Below are 17,809 nucleotides of genomic sequence, written 5' to 3'. Positions count from 1 at the left end.
CTCCAACAGCCGGAGCTGCTGGATTGGCGTTTGCAACTGCCGTGCCAGACGCGCACGATCAGCCTATCCATCTGATTTCATTGGAGACAGGCAAGACGGAAGGCTACTTTCATCCGCCATCGGTGCGGATATCCGCATGGCTATATTTGTGTTTTGTGCGAAATCATGCACAAATGGGCGATGTTGCAGCGTCCAGCCTCAGCCCCGTTGTCAACGCCCGAGCAACTCGGTGCGCGAGCGCATCGGACATGGCTTCTGTTTGCCGCGATCGCCTTGCTGGTGGTGGCCGCGGCGCTCTACGGTGCCGGACGCTATGCCCGCACCGCCGCGATTGAAGCGCTGGCGGCGCAGGGCCGCACCGATGCCAATCTGAAAGTCGCGCTGCTGCGTGCGGTGCTGGAAAACCCGCGCGCGCTGCCCTTGCTGCTGTCCGAGGACCAGCAGGTGCGCGATGCGCTGACCCAGAAAAGCAGCGCTTCGATCGATACGCTGAACCGCAAGCTGGAGGGGCTGGTGTCCGGCACCAAGGCGTCGGTGCTCTATGTCATCGGCACCGACGGACTGGCCATCGCCTCCAGCAATTGGCGCGAGCCGATCAGCTTCGTCGGCACCGACTACACGTTCCGCGACTATTTCACCCGGGCGATGCAGGCTGGCACGGCCGAGTATTTCGCGCTCGGCAATGTCAGCAAGCGTCCCGGCCTCTACATTTCCCGCCGCGTCGGTGGTGCCGATGCATCCCTCGGCGTCGTCGTCGTCAAAGCTGAGTTCGACCAGCTCGAGGCCGACTGGCACGAGGCCAACCGGCCCGCCTATGTCAGCGATGAGCATGGTGTCGTGCTGATCACCAGCATCCCGTCCTGGCGCTTCATGACGGTGGCGCCGCTCACCGGCCAGGACCTCGCGGCCGTCCGCAACAGCCAGCAATTCGGCGATGCACCGCTGATGCCCCTGCCGATCAGCCGTCCACAGGCGTTGAGCCCGGACGTGACCGTGGTCCATGCCATCACGCCCGGCGGCAGCGATGGCGAGTACTTGCGCCTTTCCACAGCGGTTCCCACGACCGCTTGGCGTCTCGACTATCTCGTTCCAACCGAGGGACCAGTTGCCGCCGCGCTCCGCGAAATGCGGCTTCTGGCGCTGGGCGTCATCATCCCGCTGATCGGCCTTGCCGCGTATCTGCTGTGGCGCCGCCAGTCGGCGCTGATGCGGATCGCCGCCGAGCAGGCCGCTCGCACCGAGCTTGAGCGCCGCGTCACTGAACGGACCTTGGATCTGAGCCGCGCCCGCGACCGGCTGCAGGCCGAGATAACCGGCCACCGTGGCACCGAGGCGAAGCTTCAGGGTGTGCAGCAGGAGCTGGTGCAGGCCAACCGGCTGGCCATTCTCGGCCAGGTCGCCGCCGGTGTCGCGCATGAGATCAACCAGCCGGTCGCCACCATTCGCGCCTATGCCGACAATGCGCGGGTCTTCCTCGATCGCCAGCAGACCGCGCCCGTCGAGGAAAACCTCGGCGCCATCGCCGCGTTGACGGAGCGTATCGGCGCTATCACCGAAGAGTTGAAGGCCTTTGCCCGCAAGGGACGGACCGCTGCCGAGCCGGTGGAATTGCGCGCCGTCATCGAGGGCGCCCTGGTGCTGTTGCGAAGCCGCTTTGCCGGCCAGCTCGACGCGCTCGCCATCGACCTGCCGCCACCGGCGTTGATGGTGATGGGAAACCGCGTGCGGCTCGAGCAGGTACTGATCAATCTGTTCCAGAACGCAGTGGAAGCGCTTGAGGGCCGCAAGGACGCCAGCGTGCGGGTTTCCGTTGCGGAAACCGGAAACGAGGTGACCGTCAGCGTGTCCGACAACGGTCCGGGCATTCCCCTCGAAATCCTGCGCTCGCTCTTCACACCCTTCAACACATCGAAGGAGAAAGGACTCGGTCTCGGTCTCGTCATCTCGAAGGACATCGTCGCCGACTATGGCGGCCGCATCGAGGTTGCGAGTGGCGACAGCGGCACAAGCTTCACGATCTTTCTCTGCAAGGCGGCATGATGAACCAGGACGCAGCACCCGTCATCCTGATCGACGACGACCGCGATCTGCTGAAGGCGACCGCACAGACGCTGGAGCTTGCAGGCTTTGCCGTGTCGGCCTTCTCGGCGCCTGTCGAGGCGCTGGCCCGGCTCGACGCCGGGTTCCCAGGCGTCGTGGTGTCAGACATCCGCATGCCCCAGATCGATGGCCTGCAGCTTTTCGACCGCATCCTGAAGGTGGATCCGGACATTCCGGTCATCCTTGTCACCGGGCATGGCGACATCGCGATGGCGGTGAAAGCGATCAAGGACGGTGTCTACGACTTCATCACCAAGCCTTTCGCCGCCGACCGGCTGGCGCAGAGCGTGCGGCGCGCCGCCGAAAAGCGCCGTCTGGTGATGGAGAACCGGGCGCTGCGCGACGCGGCCGAGCAGGCGCGGGACGGCCTGCCGCTGATCGGCCAGACGCCGGCGATGGAACGGTTGCGCCGCACGCTGCAACAGATCGCCGACACCGATGTCGACGTGCTGGTGACCGGCGAGACCGGCTCGGGAAAGGAGGTGGTGGCGAGCCTGCTGCATCGCTGGAGCCGCCGCGCAAAGGGCAATTTCGTCGCGCTGAACTGCGGCACGCTGCCGGACACCGTCATCGAGAGCGAACTGTTCGGCCACGAGGCCGGTGCCTTCACCGGCGCGCAGAAGAAGCGCATCGGGCGCATCGAGCATGCCAGCGGCGGCACGCTGTTCCTCGACGAGATCGAGAGCATGCCGCCCGCCACGCAGGTGCAGATGCTGCGGGTGCTGGAAATGCGCGAGGTCACCCCGCTCGGCACCAATGAGATACGCCCCGTGGACCTGCGCGTCGTCGCCGCCGCCAAGGTCGATCTCGGCGACCCCAGCCAGCGTGGCAATTTTCGAGAAGACCTCTACTACCGGCTCAATGTGGTGACGATCTCCATTCCGCCGCTGCGCGAACGGCGCGACGATGTCGCCCTGCTGTTCGGCTATTTCACCCAGCGTGCGGCAAGCCGCTTCCGGCGCGCCGTGCCCGTCGTGCCGGCTTCCGTCGGTCGCCATCTGCGGGAACATGACTGGCCGGGCAATGTGCGCGAGCTCGCGCATTTCGCCGAGCGTTTCGTGCTGGGCCTGGAGGACGCGGCGCAAACCACCAGGGCCGAGCCGGCATCATCGGACACGCCGCTGCCCGAGCGCATGGAGCGCTACGAGGCCGACATCATCCGCGAGACGCTGGACCGCCACGACGGCGATGTCCGGCGCACGATCGAGGCGCTGGGCATTCCGCGCAAGACCTTCTACGACAAGCTCCAGCGCCACGGCATCGTGCGCAGCGATTTCTCCAGATAATTCGGCGTGCCGGTGGATAGCGGCTCATGGTGGCAGACGGTCGTTAAACCTATCTTCACCATGCCGCGGCACCTTTCCCATCCTGCGGCAATGTTCGAGTACCGCGGCGCCAAAGCGCCCAGGCAACAGGCCCGCGCCTCTTCGGAGGCGCGGGTTTTTCGTTCCAGCGCGGTTTCCTTGTCAGCCACCGTCCGCCAGGAAATCGGCGCGGTGCGGCGTGAAACTGTCGACGAGGCGCCCCGCCTCGATGGCCTTGACGCCATGAACGAGATTGGACGGGACGATGAAGCTGCCGCCGGCTACCAAGGTCTCGGTGCGACCGTCGATGGTCACCTCGAAGCGACCTTCGGCGACATAGCTCGCCTGCACATGCGGATGCGAATGAGGGGCGCCGATTCCACCCTTGTCGAAGGCGAATTCAACCATCATCAGCTCATCGGTATGCAGGATGACGCGCCGTCTGTTGCCGTCCGGCGTCGGCGTCCACACACCCTCGCCGGCATGCGCGAAAATCCTGGCCTTCGTCATCGTCCTCTCCTCATCGCGCATGGTGGCAAAGATAGCTCGCGGATCGGACGTCAGAGCCGATATGCCTTCTTCGCCAGCGAATAGGCCAATTCCCCGGCCAGTTCATGCGCCTCGTCCAGGCCAAGCCTATGCTCGGCGACGAGCCGCGCCAGGAAGGCGCAATCGACGCGCCGCGCCACATCGTGACGGGCCGGGATCGAAGGAAAGGCGCGGGTGTCGTCGTTGAAGCCGACGGTGTTGTAGAAGCCGGCCGTCTCCGTCGTCATCTCGCGGAACCGGCGCATGCCTTCCGGGCTGTCATGGAACCACCAGGCCGGCCCGAGCTTCAAAGCCGGATAGACGCCGGCAAGCGGCGCCAGTTCGCGCGCATAGCTGCTCTCGTCCAGCGTGAAGAGCACGACCGTCAGGTCGCGCTCCAGTCCGACGCAATCGAGCAACGGCCTCAGCGCCGTCACATAGTCGGTGCGGGTCGGTATATCAAATCCCTTGTCCCGGCCGAATGCCTCGAACACCGCATGCGAATGGTTGCGCAGCGAACCGGGATGGATTTGCAGCACCAGCCCGTCATCCAGGCTCATCTTGGCCATCTCGGTCAGCATCTGGGCGCGAAACAAACGCCGTTCGCGTTCATCGTCCGAGCCAAGGCGGATCCGGCTGAACAACTCCTCGGAAGCGGCCGCGGACAGGTTGGCTGTCTCGGCCGTCGGATGGCCATGGTCGGACGAAGTCGCGCCGAAGCTCTTGAAGAAAGCGCGGCGCTGGCGATGCGCGTCGAGATAGCCGGCCCAACTGCCTGTGTCGCAGCCGGTGATTTCGCCGAGACGGTCGAGATTTCCCGAAAAACCTTCGAAATCCGGATCGACGACCGCATCGGGCCTGTAGGCTGTGACGACCCGCCCCTGCCACCCGCTGTCACGGATCATCTTGTGCCATCTGAGATCGTCGAGCGCGCCTTCCGTCGTCGCGATAACCTCGATGTTGAACCGCTCGAACAGCGCGCGCGGACGATAATTGTCCCACTGCAGCAAAGTCGCGATCGTGTCGTAGTGCCGGTCGGCGGTGGTGGCGTTCAGCGGCTCTTCGATGCCGAACAGATCGGAGAGGACATGATCGAACCACAGCCGGGTGGGCGTACCACGAAACAGGTAATAGTGCTCGGCGAAGCGTCGCCAGATCGCCCTGCCGTCGGTCTCGACGGCCGCGCCAGAGAGGGTTGGAACGCCGAGATCCTCGAGACGAACGCCCTGGCTGAACAGCATGCGGAAAATATAATGGTCGGGAACGATGAGCAGTTGCGCGGGGTCGGGAAACGGCTCGTTGAGCGCATACCAGCGCGGATCGGTATGGCCGTGCGGGCTGACGATCGGCAGGTTTTTCACGCCCGCATAGAGATCGCGCGCGATGGAGCGCGACTGCGCCTCGGGTGGAAAAAGCAGGTCCGGATCGATTGGCGCGATCATGGGAAAAGCGGCTCCTTCCAGGTTGCATATCGGTACGGTCGGGCATGGATGATGTCAACTTAGGCGCCGAAACAGGCATCCTTGCGGCAATCCAAAACAGGTGTTACGCAACCCTTGATCCGTTCGGGGACGACGCCATGACCAGCAACCATTTGTCGGACAACATGCTGGGATCTCTGCCCAACGGCGTCACCCTTCCCGGATATGATCGCGGCAAGCTTGCGCCGGGCATTGTCCATCTCGGCGTCGGCGCTTTCCATCGCGCCCACCAGGCCGCCTACATCGACGATTGCCTTTCAAGCGGCGAAACCGGCTGGGGCATTGTCGGCGTCTCGCTGCGCAGCGCCGAAACGCGCGACGCGCTGTCGCCGCAGGATGGGCTGTATACGCTGGCGATCCGCGGCAGCGGCGGCGAACAGCTGCGCGTCATCGGCTCCATCGGCTCGATGCTGGTGGCGCCGGAGGATCCCGGCGCCGTGCTAGCCGCGCTTGCGGATGCGCACACGCGCATCGTGACGCTGACGATCACCGAGAAAGCCTATCTCAGGGCAGCCGGCGGCGGTCTTGATACTGCTCATCCCGACATCGTCAGTGACCTGGCACGGCCTGAATTGCCGAAGACGGCGCATGGGTTCCTGGCTGAAGCGCTACGCCGGCGACGCGCCGCCGGCGTCGCGCCCTTCACCGTATTGTGCTGCGACAATCTCCCGGCGAACGGCGCCACGCTGCACCGGCTGATGATCGAATTTGCCGCGCTACGCGATCCCGATCTTGCCCGCCACATCGCCGACGAGGTGGCCTTTCCATCGAGCATGGTCGACCGCATCGTCCCGGCGACCACCGACGCGGACCGCGCGCGCGTGACCCGCCAGCTGGGCGTCTCGGACGCTTGGCCGGTGATGACCGAGCCATTCTGCCAATGGGTAATCGAGGATCGCTTCCCGTCCGGGCGGCCGGCGTGGGAACAGTTTGGCGTCACCATGGTCGAGGACGTGCGGCCGTTCGAGGATATGAAGCTACGGCTGCTCAACGGCTCGCACTCGGCGATTGCCTATCTTGGCCTGATGAGCGGCCATGACACGGTCGACAAAAGCTTCGCCGATCCAGCCATAAAGAGTTTTGTCGAAGCGCTCTGGGCCGAGGCCATCCCGACGCTGCCTGGGAATGCCGGGCTGGATACAGCAAGTTACACCGCGCAACTGGCCGAGCGCTATTCCAACACCGCCCTTGCCCACCGTACCGCGCAGATCGCCAATGACGGCAGTCAGAAACTGCCGCAGCGCATTGTCGCTTCGGCGCTGGACCGGCTGGAGGCTGGCGCACTGCCTCGGCATCTTACGATGGTGGTAGCCGCTTGGATCGCAGCCTGCGAGGCGCGCGGCAAGGCCTTGCCGGAGAAGCATTTCACCGATCCGCTTGACGCCGGCCTCGCCGCTCTTGATGAACGCAAGCTGCCGGCCTTGGAAACGGTCGTAGCGGTATTCGACCTGGCTGGCTTCGCGCGGGGGCGCACGGAGCGCCAGGCGCTGGTTGACTTGGTCGCTGAGCATCTCGCCCGCTTGCGGGAGGGCGGCGTGGCTGCCGGACTTGGGGCGCTCACCACTCGGAGCCGCGATGCCTGAGACGGACATAGCTGGTAAGCCGGTAGCGTTTGCCGCCTGAAAACCCTGCTCGATCGACAGGTGTGACGCGCGCCTCGAAGCCATTGGCGCCTTTTCCGGATACTTGTCGGCCCGGTGCCCTCTGGGATTGCATTCGTTCTCTTTTTGTTCGAGATTGTCGGTCATGCAACTGACCCTGCATATCGGCATAAGCGGCGATCTCGTCGACATTCTGTCGCGGCTCAGGCCGGCATTTCCGCACCTGCCGCCGTATCCCTCGCTCGACCCGATCTCGCAACTGGTGAAGTCGCTGATCAGCACCCGCACAAGAGATGAGGTGTCCTGGCCGGCATTCGTCGAACTGATCTCGCTCTATCCGCAATGGAATCTGATGGCGCGGGCATCCGTCAAGGCGCTGGAGACCGCACTTGCCCAGGTGACCTTTCCAGAGGTGAAAGCCGCGACCCTGTCGCGCGCACTGCACGACCTGGCAAAGTGGCAGCCCGACTTCGATCTCGGCTTTCTCGGGGGAATGCCGGTTGACCGGGCGCTTGAATGGCTTCAGCGTCTCGACGGTGTCGGCATGGAGATCGCCGCCGCCACGCTCAACCTCAGCACGCTGCGGCGCCCGGCCTTCGTCATCGACACGCATGTGCTGCGGATATTGCAGCGCTATGGCCTCGTTTCGCCGACGGCCGACAGCCGCAAGGCCTATCGCGTGGTAATGGGCTCGACGGCCGAGTGGAACGCGGACGAGCTTTTTGAACTTCATCGGCTGATGAAGGCGCTGGGCCAGCGCCGGTGCGGCAAGCTGGACATTGGGTGTGATGGCTGTCCACTGGCCGGCAGCTGCGCAAAGCGAATTCAATAGCGCGGGGGCCCCGCCTCAGCGCACGATCTGCCTGCGACTATAGTCGAAGCCTCGGGAGTTCCAATACAGGCGCTCTGCCCTGCCAACCAGGTTCTCTGACGGGACAAAGCCGACCTTGAAGCGGCTGTCGGAGGAATTGTCGCGATTGTCCCCCAGCACGAAGTAGTGGCCCTCCGGCACGAGCCAGGCACGCGTGTTGTCGCCCGTCGAACCATCCATCAGGTCGACGACGAAATGCGACACGCCGTTGGGCAGGGTTTCGCGCTGCAGCCTGGCGGTCTTCTCCGAAAACTCGTCCGAGGCAAAGGGCCCGACATCCTGAAGCTCGACGGCCGTGCCATTGATATGGAGGATGCCGTTGATCATCTGGATCGTATCGCCGGGCATGCCGACGATCCTCTGGATGAAGTCGATGTGCGGATCGGATGGAAACCGGAACACGACCACATCCCCTCGCTGTGGCTCCGCCGCCAACACGCGGCCTGTGACCGGCAGCAAAGAGAAAGGCACGCTGTAGCGGCTGTAGCCATAGGCAAACTTGGATACGAGCAGATAGTCGCCCCGTTCGAGCGTCGGCAGCATGCTGGTCGATGAAATGGAGAAAGGCTGGAACAGGAACGACCTGATCACGAATGCCGCCATGTAGCCGGTGAGGAAGACCAGGACGAGGACCGACAATCCGTGCGCATACCATTTCACCGGCCTGAACCTGCCCGCGAAAGGCACGACGAGCGCCACCGAGAGCACAGCGACCGCGAGGCCCGCGAAATTGGCCGGTGCAAGCCCGCCGGAGCCGAGATCGCCGAATACCGGAAACCCGATATAGCAGCCCAGCAGGCCGGCCAAGCCAAGCACAATCAGGCTTGCAACCGCCAGCTTGCCACTACCGATCCAGAGAAACCCGCCAAATGGCCCGCCAAAGAAGGACACCAGGGCCGTGGACCACCTCGATCGTGATGCTGGTTCTTCTGCCATCGGCTCCCAATTGGATTGCAACCGTGGCAGGACTTTCCATCAAACAAAAAAGCGAGGCAAGCCTCGCTTTTCAATTATCCGATGATCCGGGCGTGGTGAAGGGCGTCGGCATCAGGCCGGGATGATGGCGCCTTCCAGCGTCGTAAGCTGGCTAAGGAACTGTTCCGCCTTGCTGCGGCTGTGGTCATCCTTGGCGTCGGCGGCGTCTTCCTTGGCTTCCTGGATGCGACGGGCAAGATCGGCGCGGTCGACATTCTTCACGGCCACGGCGGACTCCGCCAGCAGCGTGCAGCCCGAAGGAACGATGTCGGCGAAGCCGCCGAACACCACATAGCGCTCTTCCTGGCCCGACACAGACTTCACCGTGACGACGCCCGGCTTGATCGTGGTCATGACCGGCGCGTGGTGCGCCATCACGGTCATCTCGCCTTCGGCGCCCGGAATGACGACCGATTCGACCTGCTCGGAAACCAGCAGGCGCTCCGGCGAGACCAATTCGAACTTGAAAGCTTCAGCCATGGTGTCTCACAACGCTTTTATAAGAGGCAGCGCGGCTGAACCGCGCTGCCGAGTGGAACATTAAGCCGCTTCGGCAGCCAGGCGCTGGGCCTTCTCGACCGCTTCCTCGATGCCGCCAACCATGTAGAAGGCAGCCTCGGGCAGGTGATCGTAGTCGCCGTTGCAAAGGCCCTTGAAGCCCTTGATGGTGTCGGCGAGATCGACCAGCTTGCCCGGCGCGCCGGTGAACACTTCGGCGACGAAGAACGGCTGCGAAAGGAAGCGCTCGATCTTGCGGGCGCGGGCAACCGTCTGCTTGTCCTCTTCCGACAGCTCGTCCATGCCCAGGATGGCGATGATGTCCTGCAGCGACTTGTAGCGCTGGAGGATCGACTGCACCTGACGCGCGACAGCGTAGTGCTCGTCGCCGACGACCAGCGGGTCGAGCATGCGCGAGGTCGAGTCCAGCGGATCGACCGCTGGGTAGATACCCTTTTCGGCGATCGAACGGTTGAGCGTCGTGGTCGCGTCCAAATGTGCGAACGAAGTCGCCGGCGCCGGGTCGGTCAAGTCGTCGGCGGGCACGTAGATCGCCTGCACGGACGTGATCGAGCCCTTGGTGGTGGTGGTGATGCGTTCCTGCAGCGCGCCCATGTCGGTGGCGAGCGTCGGCTGATAGCCCACGGCCGACGGGATACGGCCCAGAAGCGCGGACACTTCCGAACCGGCCTGCGTGAAGCGGAAAATGTTGTCGACGAAGAACAGCACGTCCTGTCCCTGGTCGCGGAAATATTCCGCAACCGTCAATCCGGTCAGGCCGACGCGCGCGCGCGCGCCCGGCGGTTCGTTCATCTGGCCGTAGACCAGAGCCGCCTTTGAGCCTTCGCCGCCGCCCTTCTTGTTGACGCCGGACTCGATGAACTCGTGATAGAGATCGTTGCCTTCGCGGGTGCGCTCGCCGACGCCGGCGAACACCGAATAGCCGCCATGCGCCTTGGCGATGTTGTTGATCAGTTCCTGGATCAGCACCGTCTTGCCCACGCCGGCGCCGCCGAACAGGCCGATCTTGCCGCCCTTGGCGTAAGGCGCGAGCAGGTCGAGCACCTTGATGCCGGTGATCAGGATCTGGGCTTCCGTCGACTGTTCGACATAGGTCGGAGCCGGCTGATGGATGGAGCGCATTTCAGTCGCGTCGACCGGGCCTTCTTCGTCGACCGGCTCGCCGATGACGTTGATGATGCGGCCGAGCATGCCCGGGCCGACCGGCACGGTGATCGGCGCGCCGGTGTCGCGCACTTCCTGGCCGCGGACCAGACCTTCGGTCGAGTCCATGGCGATGCAGCGAACGGTGTTTTCGCCGAGATGCTGGGCGACTTCGAGCACGAGACGGCTACCGACATTGGTCGTCTCGAGCGCGTTCAGGATCGCCGGCAGGTGATCGCCGAACTGCACGTCGACAACGGCGCCGATGACCTGGCGTACCTTGCCGACGACGCCTGTCGCCGTGGCTGCCACAGCCGATGTCTTGGCAGCGGCTGCCTTTGCCGGCGCTGCCGCCTTCTTGGCCGGAGCGGCCTTCGCTGCTGCTGGAGCCTTTGCCGGCGCCGCTGCCTTTGCGGGCGCTGCCGCCTTGGGAGTCGCTGCTTTCGCCATCGTCTTTACCCTTTTTCGTCCTTTGTTTCTCACACGGTCCGGTCGAAGGTCGATGACCTCCTGGGACCGCGCCTAGAGCGCCTCGGCGCCCGAAATGATTTCGATCAGTTCCTTGGTAATCTGCGCCTGCCGCTGGCGGTTGTAGGTGATCGACAGCTTGTTGATCATCTCGCCGGCGTTGCGCGTCGCATTGTCCATCGCGCTCATCTTGGCGCCCATTTCGCCGGCCGCGTTTTCAAGCAGCGCCCGGAAAATCTGCACGGAAATGTTGCGCGGGATAAGGTCGGAGAGGATTTCGCCCGGCTCCGGTTCATATTCATAAACAGCATTGCCGCCATCCGTCGCCGCAGCGGGCGCGGACGCCAAGCCGGCCGGAATGATCTGCTGGGCGGTCGGGATCTGGCTGATCACGGACCTGAACTGCGAATAGAACAGCGTGCAGACGTCGAAGGCGCCCTCGTTGAAGAGATGGATGATCTTCTTGGCAATCGCGTCGGCATTGACGAAGCCGAGCGTCTTGACTTCGCGCAGATCGACGCGGTCGAGGATCATCGATGCGTAATCGCGGCGAAGGATGTCGAAGCCCTTCTTGCCGACGCAGATGATCTTGACCTGCTTGCCGTCCGCCAGCAGCCTGCGGATATGGTCGCGGGCATGACGGGCGATCTGCGAATTGAAACCGCCGCACAGACCGCGCTCGGCAGTGCAGACGACGAGCAGATGCACGTCGTCCTTGCCGGTGCCGGTCATCAGCGCCGGGGCATCGCCGCCACCGCCGATCGCCTGGGTGATGTTGGCCAGCACGGAACCCATGCGCTCCGAATACGGGCGCGCGGCTTCCGCGGCTTCCTGCGCGCGGCGCAGCTTCGCCGCGGCGACCATCTGCATCGCCTTGGTGATCTTCTGCGTCGCCTTGACCGAGGCGATACGGTTACGAAGGTCTTTTAATGAAGGCATGCTTCAAACCTGATCCCGTCTTGTCCCATCCGCACTGGCACTTCGCTCAGGCGAAGGTCTTGGCGAAAGCGTCGATCTCTGCCTTCAGCTTGGCGCGAAGGTCGTCCGACAGCGCCTTTTCCTTGCGAATGGCGTCAAGCACATCCTTGCCGGCCGCACGCATGTGGCTGAGCAGGCCGTGCTCGAACTTGCCGACCTGGTTGACCGGCAGCTTGTCGAGGTAGCCGTTGACGCCGGCGAAGATCACCGCGACCTGTTCTTCGGTCTTGAGCGGCGAGAACTGCGGCTGCTTCAGCAATTCCGTCAGTCGCGAACCGCGATTGAGCAGACGCTGCGTGGCGGCGTCGAGATCGGAACCGAACTGCGCGAAGGCAGCCATTTCACGATACTGCGCAAGCTCGCCCTTGATCGAGCCGGCAACCTGCTTCATCGCCTTGATCTGCGCGGCCGAACCGACGCGGCTGACCGAAAGGCCGACGTTCACGGCCGGACGGATACCCTGGAAGAACAGGTTGGTTTCGAGGAAGATCTGGCCGTCGGTGATCGAGATCACGTTGGTCGGAATATACGCCGACACGTCGTTGGCCTGCGTCTCGATGATCGGCAGGGCGGTCAGCGATCCACCGCCCAAATCGTCGTTGAGCTTGGCGGCGCGCTCGAGCAGGCGCGAATGCAGGTAGAAGACGTCGCCAGGATAGGCTTCGCGGCCCGGCGGGCGGCGCAGCAGCAGCGACATCTGGCGATAGGCGACGGCCTGCTTCGACAGATCGTCGTAGCTGATCAGCGCGTGCATGCCGTTGTCGCGGAAATATTCGCCCATGGTGCAGCCTGCGAACGGTGCCAGGAACTGCATTGGCGCCGGATCGGAAGCGGTCGCGGCGACGATGATGGAATATTCGAGCGCGCCGCGCTCTTCGAGAACCTTGACGAACTGCGCGACGGTCGAACGCTTCTGGCCGACGGCGACATAGACGCAGTAGAGCTTTTCCTTGTCAGGGCCGTTGTCGTGCACCGACTTCTGGTTGAGCATCGTGTCGAGGATGATGGCGGTCTTGCCGGTCTGGCGATCGCCGATGACCAGTTCGCGCTGGCCGCGGCCGACCGGGATCAGCGCATCAATGGCCTTGAGGCCGGTCGACATCGGCTCGTTCACCGACTTGCGCGGAATGATGCCGGGCGCCTTGACGTCGACGCGCTTGCGTTCGGTCGCCTTGATCGGGCCCTTGCCGTCGATCGGGTTGCCGAGCGCGTCGACGACGCGGCCAAGCAGGCCCGGGCCGACGGGAACGTCGACGATGGCGCCGGTGCGCTTGACGATGTCGCCTTCCTTGATGTCGCGGTCGGCGCCGAAGATGACGACGCCGACATTGTCGGCTTCGAGGTTGAGCGCCATGCCGCGGATGCCGCCGGGGAATTCGACCATTTCGCCGGCCTGGACATTGTCGAGGCCGTAGACGCGGGCGATACCGTCACCGACGGACAGCACCTGACCGACTTCGGAGACTTCAGCCTCCTTGCCGAAGTTCTTGATCTGGTCTTTCAGAATTGCGGAAATTTCCGCGGCGCGGATGTCCATCAGCCGACCTCTTTCAGTGCAAGCTTGAGCGAATTGAGTTTGGTTTTGAGTGACGTGTCGATCTGGCGCGAGCCCATCTTGACCACCAGCCCGCCGAGCAGCGACGGATCGACGGTGACTGTGATCGCCACGTCCTTGCCGGCAACGCTTTTCAACGCCGCCTTCAGTTCTGTTTGCTGGGCGACGGTCAGCGCATGCGCCGACGTGACATCTGCGGTGGTCTCGCCACGAGCTTCGGCGGCGATCTGGCGGAAAGCCCTGATCATGCCGGGGATAGCGAACAGCCGGCGGTTCTGGGCGACGACACGCAGGAAATTGCCGGCGAGGCCGGTAATGCCAGCCTTGTCCGCGATCGCGGCGATGGCCTTGGCCTGGTCCTCGCTGGAGAATACCGGGCTGTTGATCAGCCGGGTAAGGTCCGCGCTGCCTTCCAGCATCGCTTCGAAACTGTTGAGGTCGGCCTCGACCTTGGCGATTGAATTCGACTGCCGGGCGAGTTCGAACAGCGAACCCGCATAGCGTTCTGCAACACCTGAGATTGGCGATGACGTTTGAGCCACGGACCGTCTTTTCTCTTGTCTGACAGGCCGCAGATTGTTGGCGCGAGCAAAAACTCTGGCTAAATCTTTGACCTTACTGCATTTTTTCGAGCACGGAGGCGCGGCTTCCGCTATCCCCGGCCGAAAGTCGATTGCCGTCTAGCACAGGCATTTTAAGACCGCAATGCGTCGTTCCGCATGGTTTTAGGCACTATTGTCGCATCCGACGGCCCAGTTCAGCCGGAAGCCCCTGATTAGTCGATGATTCAGGGCAGAAAGCCGAAGGCAAAGGCCAGCGGCGGCACGGCCAATGCGAGTTCAATTACCACCGAAACCCAGTTGTAGGGCGTGTTGGCCCCATCCGACATCATCCCCAGCAAGCGGCCAAAGGCCGAGAACAGCCAGCAGAATCCCAGTGTCATGTAGATCAGCGGCTGGGCCAGCACGATCGCGCAGATGCCGACGCCGAGATAAAAACCCGCCATGGCCGCGCGGCCCTCGGCGATCGCCTCCGGTTTTGCGGGAATGGGCTGGATCCGCATGATCCTGAATCCAATTCGGGGCGCCAGGAACATCAGCAGGCCGAAGACAAGCGTGATGGCGGCACTCGACCATGCAGCCCACTCGCCCTGGCTCATCGGCCATGGAAACGTAAAGTCCATCTTGTCCCCTCGAAAAGCGCCTGCTTCGATATTTTCGATATTCTAGCGAAGGTCTTGCCGGGCGCCAGACCGAACGGCGAATCTCAGAGAAAACTCTGCGGATCGATGTCGACCTGCACCCTGATCGAGCCGCGCGGCTTTGGCCCGTTGGCCAGCATCGTCCGTATGAAGCCTTGCATGTCGGCGCGACGCTCGCCCTGGATCAGCAGACGAAAGCGATGGCGTCCGCCGAGTAGCGCCAACGGCGCCTCGGCAGGGCCCAGCACGAACAGGTCGGCGGCTTCGGGCGCGGTGCGCCGCAACGCGCGCGCATGGCCTTCCGCCTCGGCGCGGGTCACGGCGCTCACGATCACCCCGGCCAGCCTGCCGAAAGGCGGCAGCACCGCCCGCTCGCGCTCGGCGATCTCGCGCTCGTAGAAGGCCTCGGCATCGCCGGACACGATCGCCCGCATCACCGGATGGTCGGGCTGGAAGGTCTGCAGCAGGCCGAGGCTCTTCTTGCCCGTGCGTCCGGCGCGGCCGGTGACCTGGCTGAGCAACTGGAAGGTGCGCTCCGCGGCGCGTGGATCGCCATTGGCAAGGCCAAGGTCGGCATCGACGACGCCGACCAGCGTCATGTTGGGGAAGTTGTGGCCCTTGGCGACAAGCTGCGTGCCGATGACGATGTCCGCCTCGCCATTGGCGATGGCTTCGAGTTCCAGCCGCAGACGCCGCACGCCACCCATGATGTCGGACGACAGGACGATGGTGCGCGCATCCGGGAAATGCGTGACGACCTCTTCGGCGATACGCTCGACGCCGGGCCCGCATGCCACCAGATGATCGAGCGTGCCGCATTCCGGGCAGGCTTCGGGACGGCGCTCATTGTGGCCGCAGTGATGGCAGACCAGCTGGCCGCGAAAGCGGTGCTCGACCAGCCACGCCGAGCAGACCGGACAGCCGAAGCGATGGCCGCAGACACGGCAAAGCGTCAGCGGCGCATAGCCTCGCCGGTTGAGGAACAGCAGCGACTGCTCCTTCTTGTCCAGGGTCCGGCTGATATGGTCGAGCAGCACCGGCGACAGGAACCCGCCACGAGCCGGTGGCGCACGGCGCATGTCGATCGCCTTCAGGTGAGGCAGGGCCGCTTCTGCGAAGCGCGAGGAGAGAACGGCTCTGTCGTACCGGCCCTGGCTGGCATTGACCCGGCTCTCGACCGACGGCGTCGCCGACGCCAGCACCACCGGGAAGCCGCCTATATGACCGCGCACGACCGCCATGTCCCGGGCATTGTAGAAGACACGGTCTTCCTGCTTGTAGGCGGGGTCGTGCTCCTCATCGACGACAATGAGGCCAAGCTCCTTGAACGGCAGGAACAGGGCCGAGCGGGCGCCAGCGACAACACGCACGCTTCCCTCCGCGACTTGCCGCCAGACCCGTTCACGCATCCTCGGCGGCAGGTCCGAATGCCATTCGCCTGGCTTGGCGCCGAAGCGCTGCTGGAAGCGTTCGAGGAAAGCGTGCGTCAGAGCGATTTCCGGCAGCAGGATGAGGACCTGCTTGCCCCGGTCGAGCGCGGCCGCCACCGCCTCGAAATAGACTTCCGTCTTGCCGGACCCGGTCACGCCGTCGAGCAGAGCGACGTTGAAGATTTCGGCCGCGACATTGGCGCGCAGCATCTCGGCCGCGGCGCTCTGGTCAGGCATCAGTTCCGGCACGGCGTAACCTGGGTCGGGCTCTGCCACCACCGGTCGCGGCGGTATCATCACCGTCTCGAACACACCTTGCGCCCGCAGGCCATCGATCACCGTCGACGAGACACCCGCGGCATGGGCAAGACCAGATCGGGTCCAGGCCAGACCGCCCTCGGCCGTCTCCAAGACACGCTGCCTGGCCGCCGTCATCCGGTCGGGATCGGCGAGCGTGCGCTGCAGCCCCTCGATCCAGGGCTCGGGATCAAAGGCTTCGGGCGCCCTGAGCAGCATGCGCGCCACCATGCCGGGCGGCGACAGCGTGTATTGCGCGACCCAGTCGACGAAACGGCGCATGGCTCGGTCGATCGGCGGACAGTCGAAGACCTGCTCGATCGGACGCAGTTTCCTCGCATCGACGGTCTCGACCGCGCCGTCCCAGACGATCCCCGCAACCTGGCGCGGACCAAGCGGCACGCGCACGATCGAGCCCGGCACCACGCGCATGCCGGCGGGCACGGCATAGGTGTAGGGGCGTTCGGCCGGCATGGGAACGAGCACGGGAGCGGCCGTGGCAAAGGGCGAATCTTCGATCATGATGCGTGACCTTGCCCTGACTCCGCCCTAGATCAAAGCGCAACGCTGAACGTGCCATTCCGGCGCGAGGAAATCGTCAGGAGACCCGCCATGAAATTTTTTGTCGACACGGCCGATGTCAAGGACATCCGCGAACTCAACGACCTGGGACTGCTCGACGGTGTTACCACCAATCCGTCGCTGATCCTGAAATCCGGCGGCAAGATCGCCGAGGTCACCAAGCAGATCTGCGACATCGTCAAGGGCCCGGTTTCGGCCGAGGTCACCGCCACCGAATATGCGCAGATGATGCAGCAGGCCAAGGTCCTGGCTGAGATCGCCGACAATGTCTGCATCAAGGTGCCGCTGACGCTGGACGGTTTGAAGGCCTGCAAGACGATCCGCACCGAGATGAAGCGCATGGTCAACGTCACGCTGTGCTTCTCGGCCAACCAGGCGCTGCTGGCGGCCAAGGCGGGGGCGTCCTTCATATCGCCCTTCGTCGGCCGCATCGACGATACCGGCATCGACGGCATGGAGCTGATCCAGGAGATCCGGCAGATCTACGACAACTACGATTTCCAGACCGAGATCCTCGTCGCTTCGGTTCGCACCGTGAACCATGTCAAGCAGGCCGCACTCATCGGCGCCGATGTCGCGACCGTGCCGCCGGCGACGCTGAAGGCGCTGGTCAAGCACCCGCTGACCGACAAGGGCCTGGAGCAGTTTCTCGCCGACTGGGCCAAGACCGGCCAGACGATCGGCTGAGCCGACCACAGGCTGAGATCAAGACCGCGCAATCCCAAAAGAAAAGGCCGAGCAATCGGCCTTTTCGTGCGGCATGTCGGGCCGGCTTC

Annotated in this window: 15 protein-coding genes; 5 read left to right on the top strand and 10 right to left on the bottom strand. The window is 64.1% G+C overall.

Annotation, left to right across the window (positions count from 1 at the left end):
* The first annotated feature begins 180 nt into the window (after positions 1 to 180).
* Positions 181 to 2,040 (top strand): sensor histidine kinase, encoded by a 1,860-nt coding sequence (locus ACO07C_RS19265; RefSeq protein ID WP_421915752.1) that lies wholly within the window; start codon positions 181 to 183, stop codon positions 2,038 to 2,040.
* Entirely contained in the window at positions 2,037 to 3,386 is a 1,350-nt protein-coding gene (locus ACO07C_RS19260; protein WP_421915751.1) for a sigma-54-dependent transcriptional regulator, read from the top strand. The genes ACO07C_RS19265 and ACO07C_RS19260 overlap by 4 nt, the downstream gene beginning before the upstream one ends.
* Positions 3,387 to 3,566: 180 nt before the next feature.
* On the opposite strand, the gene ACO07C_RS19255 is transcribed toward ACO07C_RS19260, so the two are convergent.
* Both ACO07C_RS19255 and uxaC read right to left on the bottom strand, forming a co-directional pair.
* Positions 3,567 to 3,914 carry a cupin domain-containing protein gene (locus ACO07C_RS19255; protein WP_421915750.1) on the bottom strand — a complete coding sequence of 116 codons (348 nt, stop codon included), beginning with the start codon at positions 3,912 to 3,914 and terminating at the stop codon, positions 3,567 to 3,569.
* Positions 3,915 to 3,964: 50 nt separating this feature from the next.
* Positions 3,965 to 5,374, bottom strand: coding sequence for a glucuronate isomerase (uxaC, locus tag ACO07C_RS19250; RefSeq protein WP_421915749.1), 1,410 nt, complete (start codon positions 5,372 to 5,374; stop codon positions 3,965 to 3,967).
* Positions 5,375 to 5,511: 137 nt separating this feature from the next.
* Here uxaC and ACO07C_RS19245 point away from each other — a divergent pair, with 137 nt between their 5' ends.
* A complete protein-coding gene (locus ACO07C_RS19245) occupies positions 5,512 to 6,996 on the top strand; it encodes a mannitol dehydrogenase family protein (protein ID WP_421915748.1) in 1,485 nt (494 codons plus the stop codon).
* A 163-nt stretch (positions 6,997 to 7,159) separates the two neighbouring features.
* A complete protein-coding gene (locus ACO07C_RS19240) occupies positions 7,160 to 7,846 on the top strand; it encodes an endonuclease III domain-containing protein (RefSeq protein ID WP_421915747.1) in 687 nt (228 codons plus the stop codon).
* A 15-nt stretch (positions 7,847 to 7,861) separates the two neighbouring features.
* Here the strand turns inward: ACO07C_RS19240 and lepB are convergent, their stop codons facing one another.
* The 8 genes from lepB to ACO07C_RS19200 form a co-directional block, all read right to left on the bottom strand.
* Positions 7,862 to 8,821, bottom strand: a complete 960-nt coding sequence (gene lepB / locus ACO07C_RS19235) for a signal peptidase I (RefSeq protein WP_421915746.1) — start codon at positions 8,819 to 8,821, stop codon at positions 7,862 to 7,864.
* A 111-nt stretch (positions 8,822 to 8,932) separates the two neighbouring features.
* Complete coding sequence (locus tag ACO07C_RS19230; RefSeq protein WP_421915745.1) at positions 8,933 to 9,340, bottom strand: F0F1 ATP synthase subunit epsilon; 408 nt, start codon at positions 9,338 to 9,340, stop codon at positions 8,933 to 8,935.
* Positions 9,341 to 9,400: 60 nt separating this feature from the next.
* Positions 9,401 to 10,972, bottom strand: a complete 1,572-nt coding sequence (gene atpD, locus ACO07C_RS19225; RefSeq protein WP_421915744.1) for a F0F1 ATP synthase subunit beta — start codon at positions 10,970 to 10,972, stop codon at positions 9,401 to 9,403.
* 72 nt (positions 10,973 to 11,044) lie between these two features.
* Entirely contained in the window at positions 11,045 to 11,929 is an 885-nt protein-coding gene (locus tag ACO07C_RS19220; RefSeq protein WP_421915743.1) for a F0F1 ATP synthase subunit gamma, read from the bottom strand.
* A gap of 46 nt (positions 11,930 to 11,975) precedes the next feature.
* On the bottom strand, positions 11,976 to 13,505 hold the full coding sequence (atpA, locus tag ACO07C_RS19215; RefSeq protein WP_421915742.1) for a F0F1 ATP synthase subunit alpha: 1,530 nt from the start codon (positions 13,503 to 13,505) through the stop codon (positions 11,976 to 11,978).
* Entirely contained in the window at positions 13,505 to 14,065 is a 561-nt protein-coding gene (locus tag ACO07C_RS19210) for a F0F1 ATP synthase subunit delta (RefSeq protein ID WP_421915741.1), read from the bottom strand. The genes atpA and ACO07C_RS19210 overlap by 1 nt, the downstream gene beginning before the upstream one ends.
* A 245-nt stretch (positions 14,066 to 14,310) precedes the next feature.
* Complete coding sequence (locus tag ACO07C_RS19205) at positions 14,311 to 14,706, bottom strand: DUF4345 family protein (protein ID WP_421915740.1); 396 nt, start codon at positions 14,704 to 14,706, stop codon at positions 14,311 to 14,313.
* Between the two features lie 83 nt (positions 14,707 to 14,789).
* Entirely contained in the window at positions 14,790 to 16,973 is a 2,184-nt protein-coding gene (locus ACO07C_RS19200) for a primosomal protein N' (RefSeq protein ID WP_421915739.1), read from the bottom strand.
* Positions 16,974 to 17,063: 90 nt separating this feature from the next.
* On the opposite strand from ACO07C_RS19200, the gene fsa reads away from it, so the two are divergent.
* Complete coding sequence (gene fsa / locus ACO07C_RS19195) at positions 17,064 to 17,720, top strand: fructose-6-phosphate aldolase (protein WP_421915738.1); 657 nt, start codon at positions 17,064 to 17,066, stop codon at positions 17,718 to 17,720.
* Positions 17,721 to 17,809 lie beyond the last annotated feature (89 nt).

Source organism: Mesorhizobium sp. (assembly GCF_965229135.1).
Taxonomy (GTDB): Bacteria; Pseudomonadota; Alphaproteobacteria; order Rhizobiales; family Rhizobiaceae; genus Mesorhizobium.
This window is presented reverse-complemented; position numbering and strand designations above follow the sequence as displayed.

Bases quoted from the DNA above. Each gene is read 5' to 3' on its own strand.
- ACO07C_RS19220 (WP_421915743.1), bottom strand. From the start codon at position 11,929: ATGCCTTCATTAAAAGACCTTCGTAACCGTATCGCCTCGGTCAAGGCG.
- atpA (WP_421915742.1), bottom strand. From the start codon at position 13,505: ATGGACATCCGCGCCGCGGAAATTTCCGCAATTCTGAAAGACCAGATC.
- ACO07C_RS19200 (WP_421915739.1), bottom strand. From the start codon at position 16,973: ATGATCGAAGATTCGCCCTTTGCCACGGCCGCTCCCGTGCTCGTTCCC.
- ACO07C_RS19240 (WP_421915747.1), top strand. From the start codon at position 7,160: ATGCAACTGACCCTGCATATCGGCATAAGCGGCGATCTCGTCGACATT.
- uxaC (WP_421915749.1), bottom strand. From the start codon at position 5,374: ATGATCGCGCCAATCGATCCGGACCTGCTTTTTCCACCCGAGGCGCAG.
- ACO07C_RS19265 (WP_421915752.1), top strand. From the start codon at position 181: ATGTTGCAGCGTCCAGCCTCAGCCCCGTTGTCAACGCCCGAGCAACTC.
- ACO07C_RS19245 (WP_421915748.1), top strand. From the start codon at position 5,512: ATGACCAGCAACCATTTGTCGGACAACATGCTGGGATCTCTGCCCAAC.
- atpD (WP_421915744.1), bottom strand. From the start codon at position 10,972: ATGGCGAAAGCAGCGACTCCCAAGGCGGCAGCGCCCGCAAAGGCAGCG.
- lepB (WP_421915746.1), bottom strand. From the start codon at position 8,821: ATGGCAGAAGAACCAGCATCACGATCGAGGTGGTCCACGGCCCTGGTG.
- ACO07C_RS19260 (WP_421915751.1), top strand. From the start codon at position 2,037: ATGATGAACCAGGACGCAGCACCCGTCATCCTGATCGACGACGACCGC.
- ACO07C_RS19255 (WP_421915750.1), bottom strand. From the start codon at position 3,914: ATGACGAAGGCCAGGATTTTCGCGCATGCCGGCGAGGGTGTGTGGACG.
- ACO07C_RS19205 (WP_421915740.1), bottom strand. From the start codon at position 14,706: ATGGACTTTACGTTTCCATGGCCGATGAGCCAGGGCGAGTGGGCTGCA.
- fsa (WP_421915738.1), top strand. From the start codon at position 17,064: ATGAAATTTTTTGTCGACACGGCCGATGTCAAGGACATCCGCGAACTC.
- ACO07C_RS19230 (WP_421915745.1), bottom strand. From the start codon at position 9,340: ATGGCTGAAGCTTTCAAGTTCGAATTGGTCTCGCCGGAGCGCCTGCTG.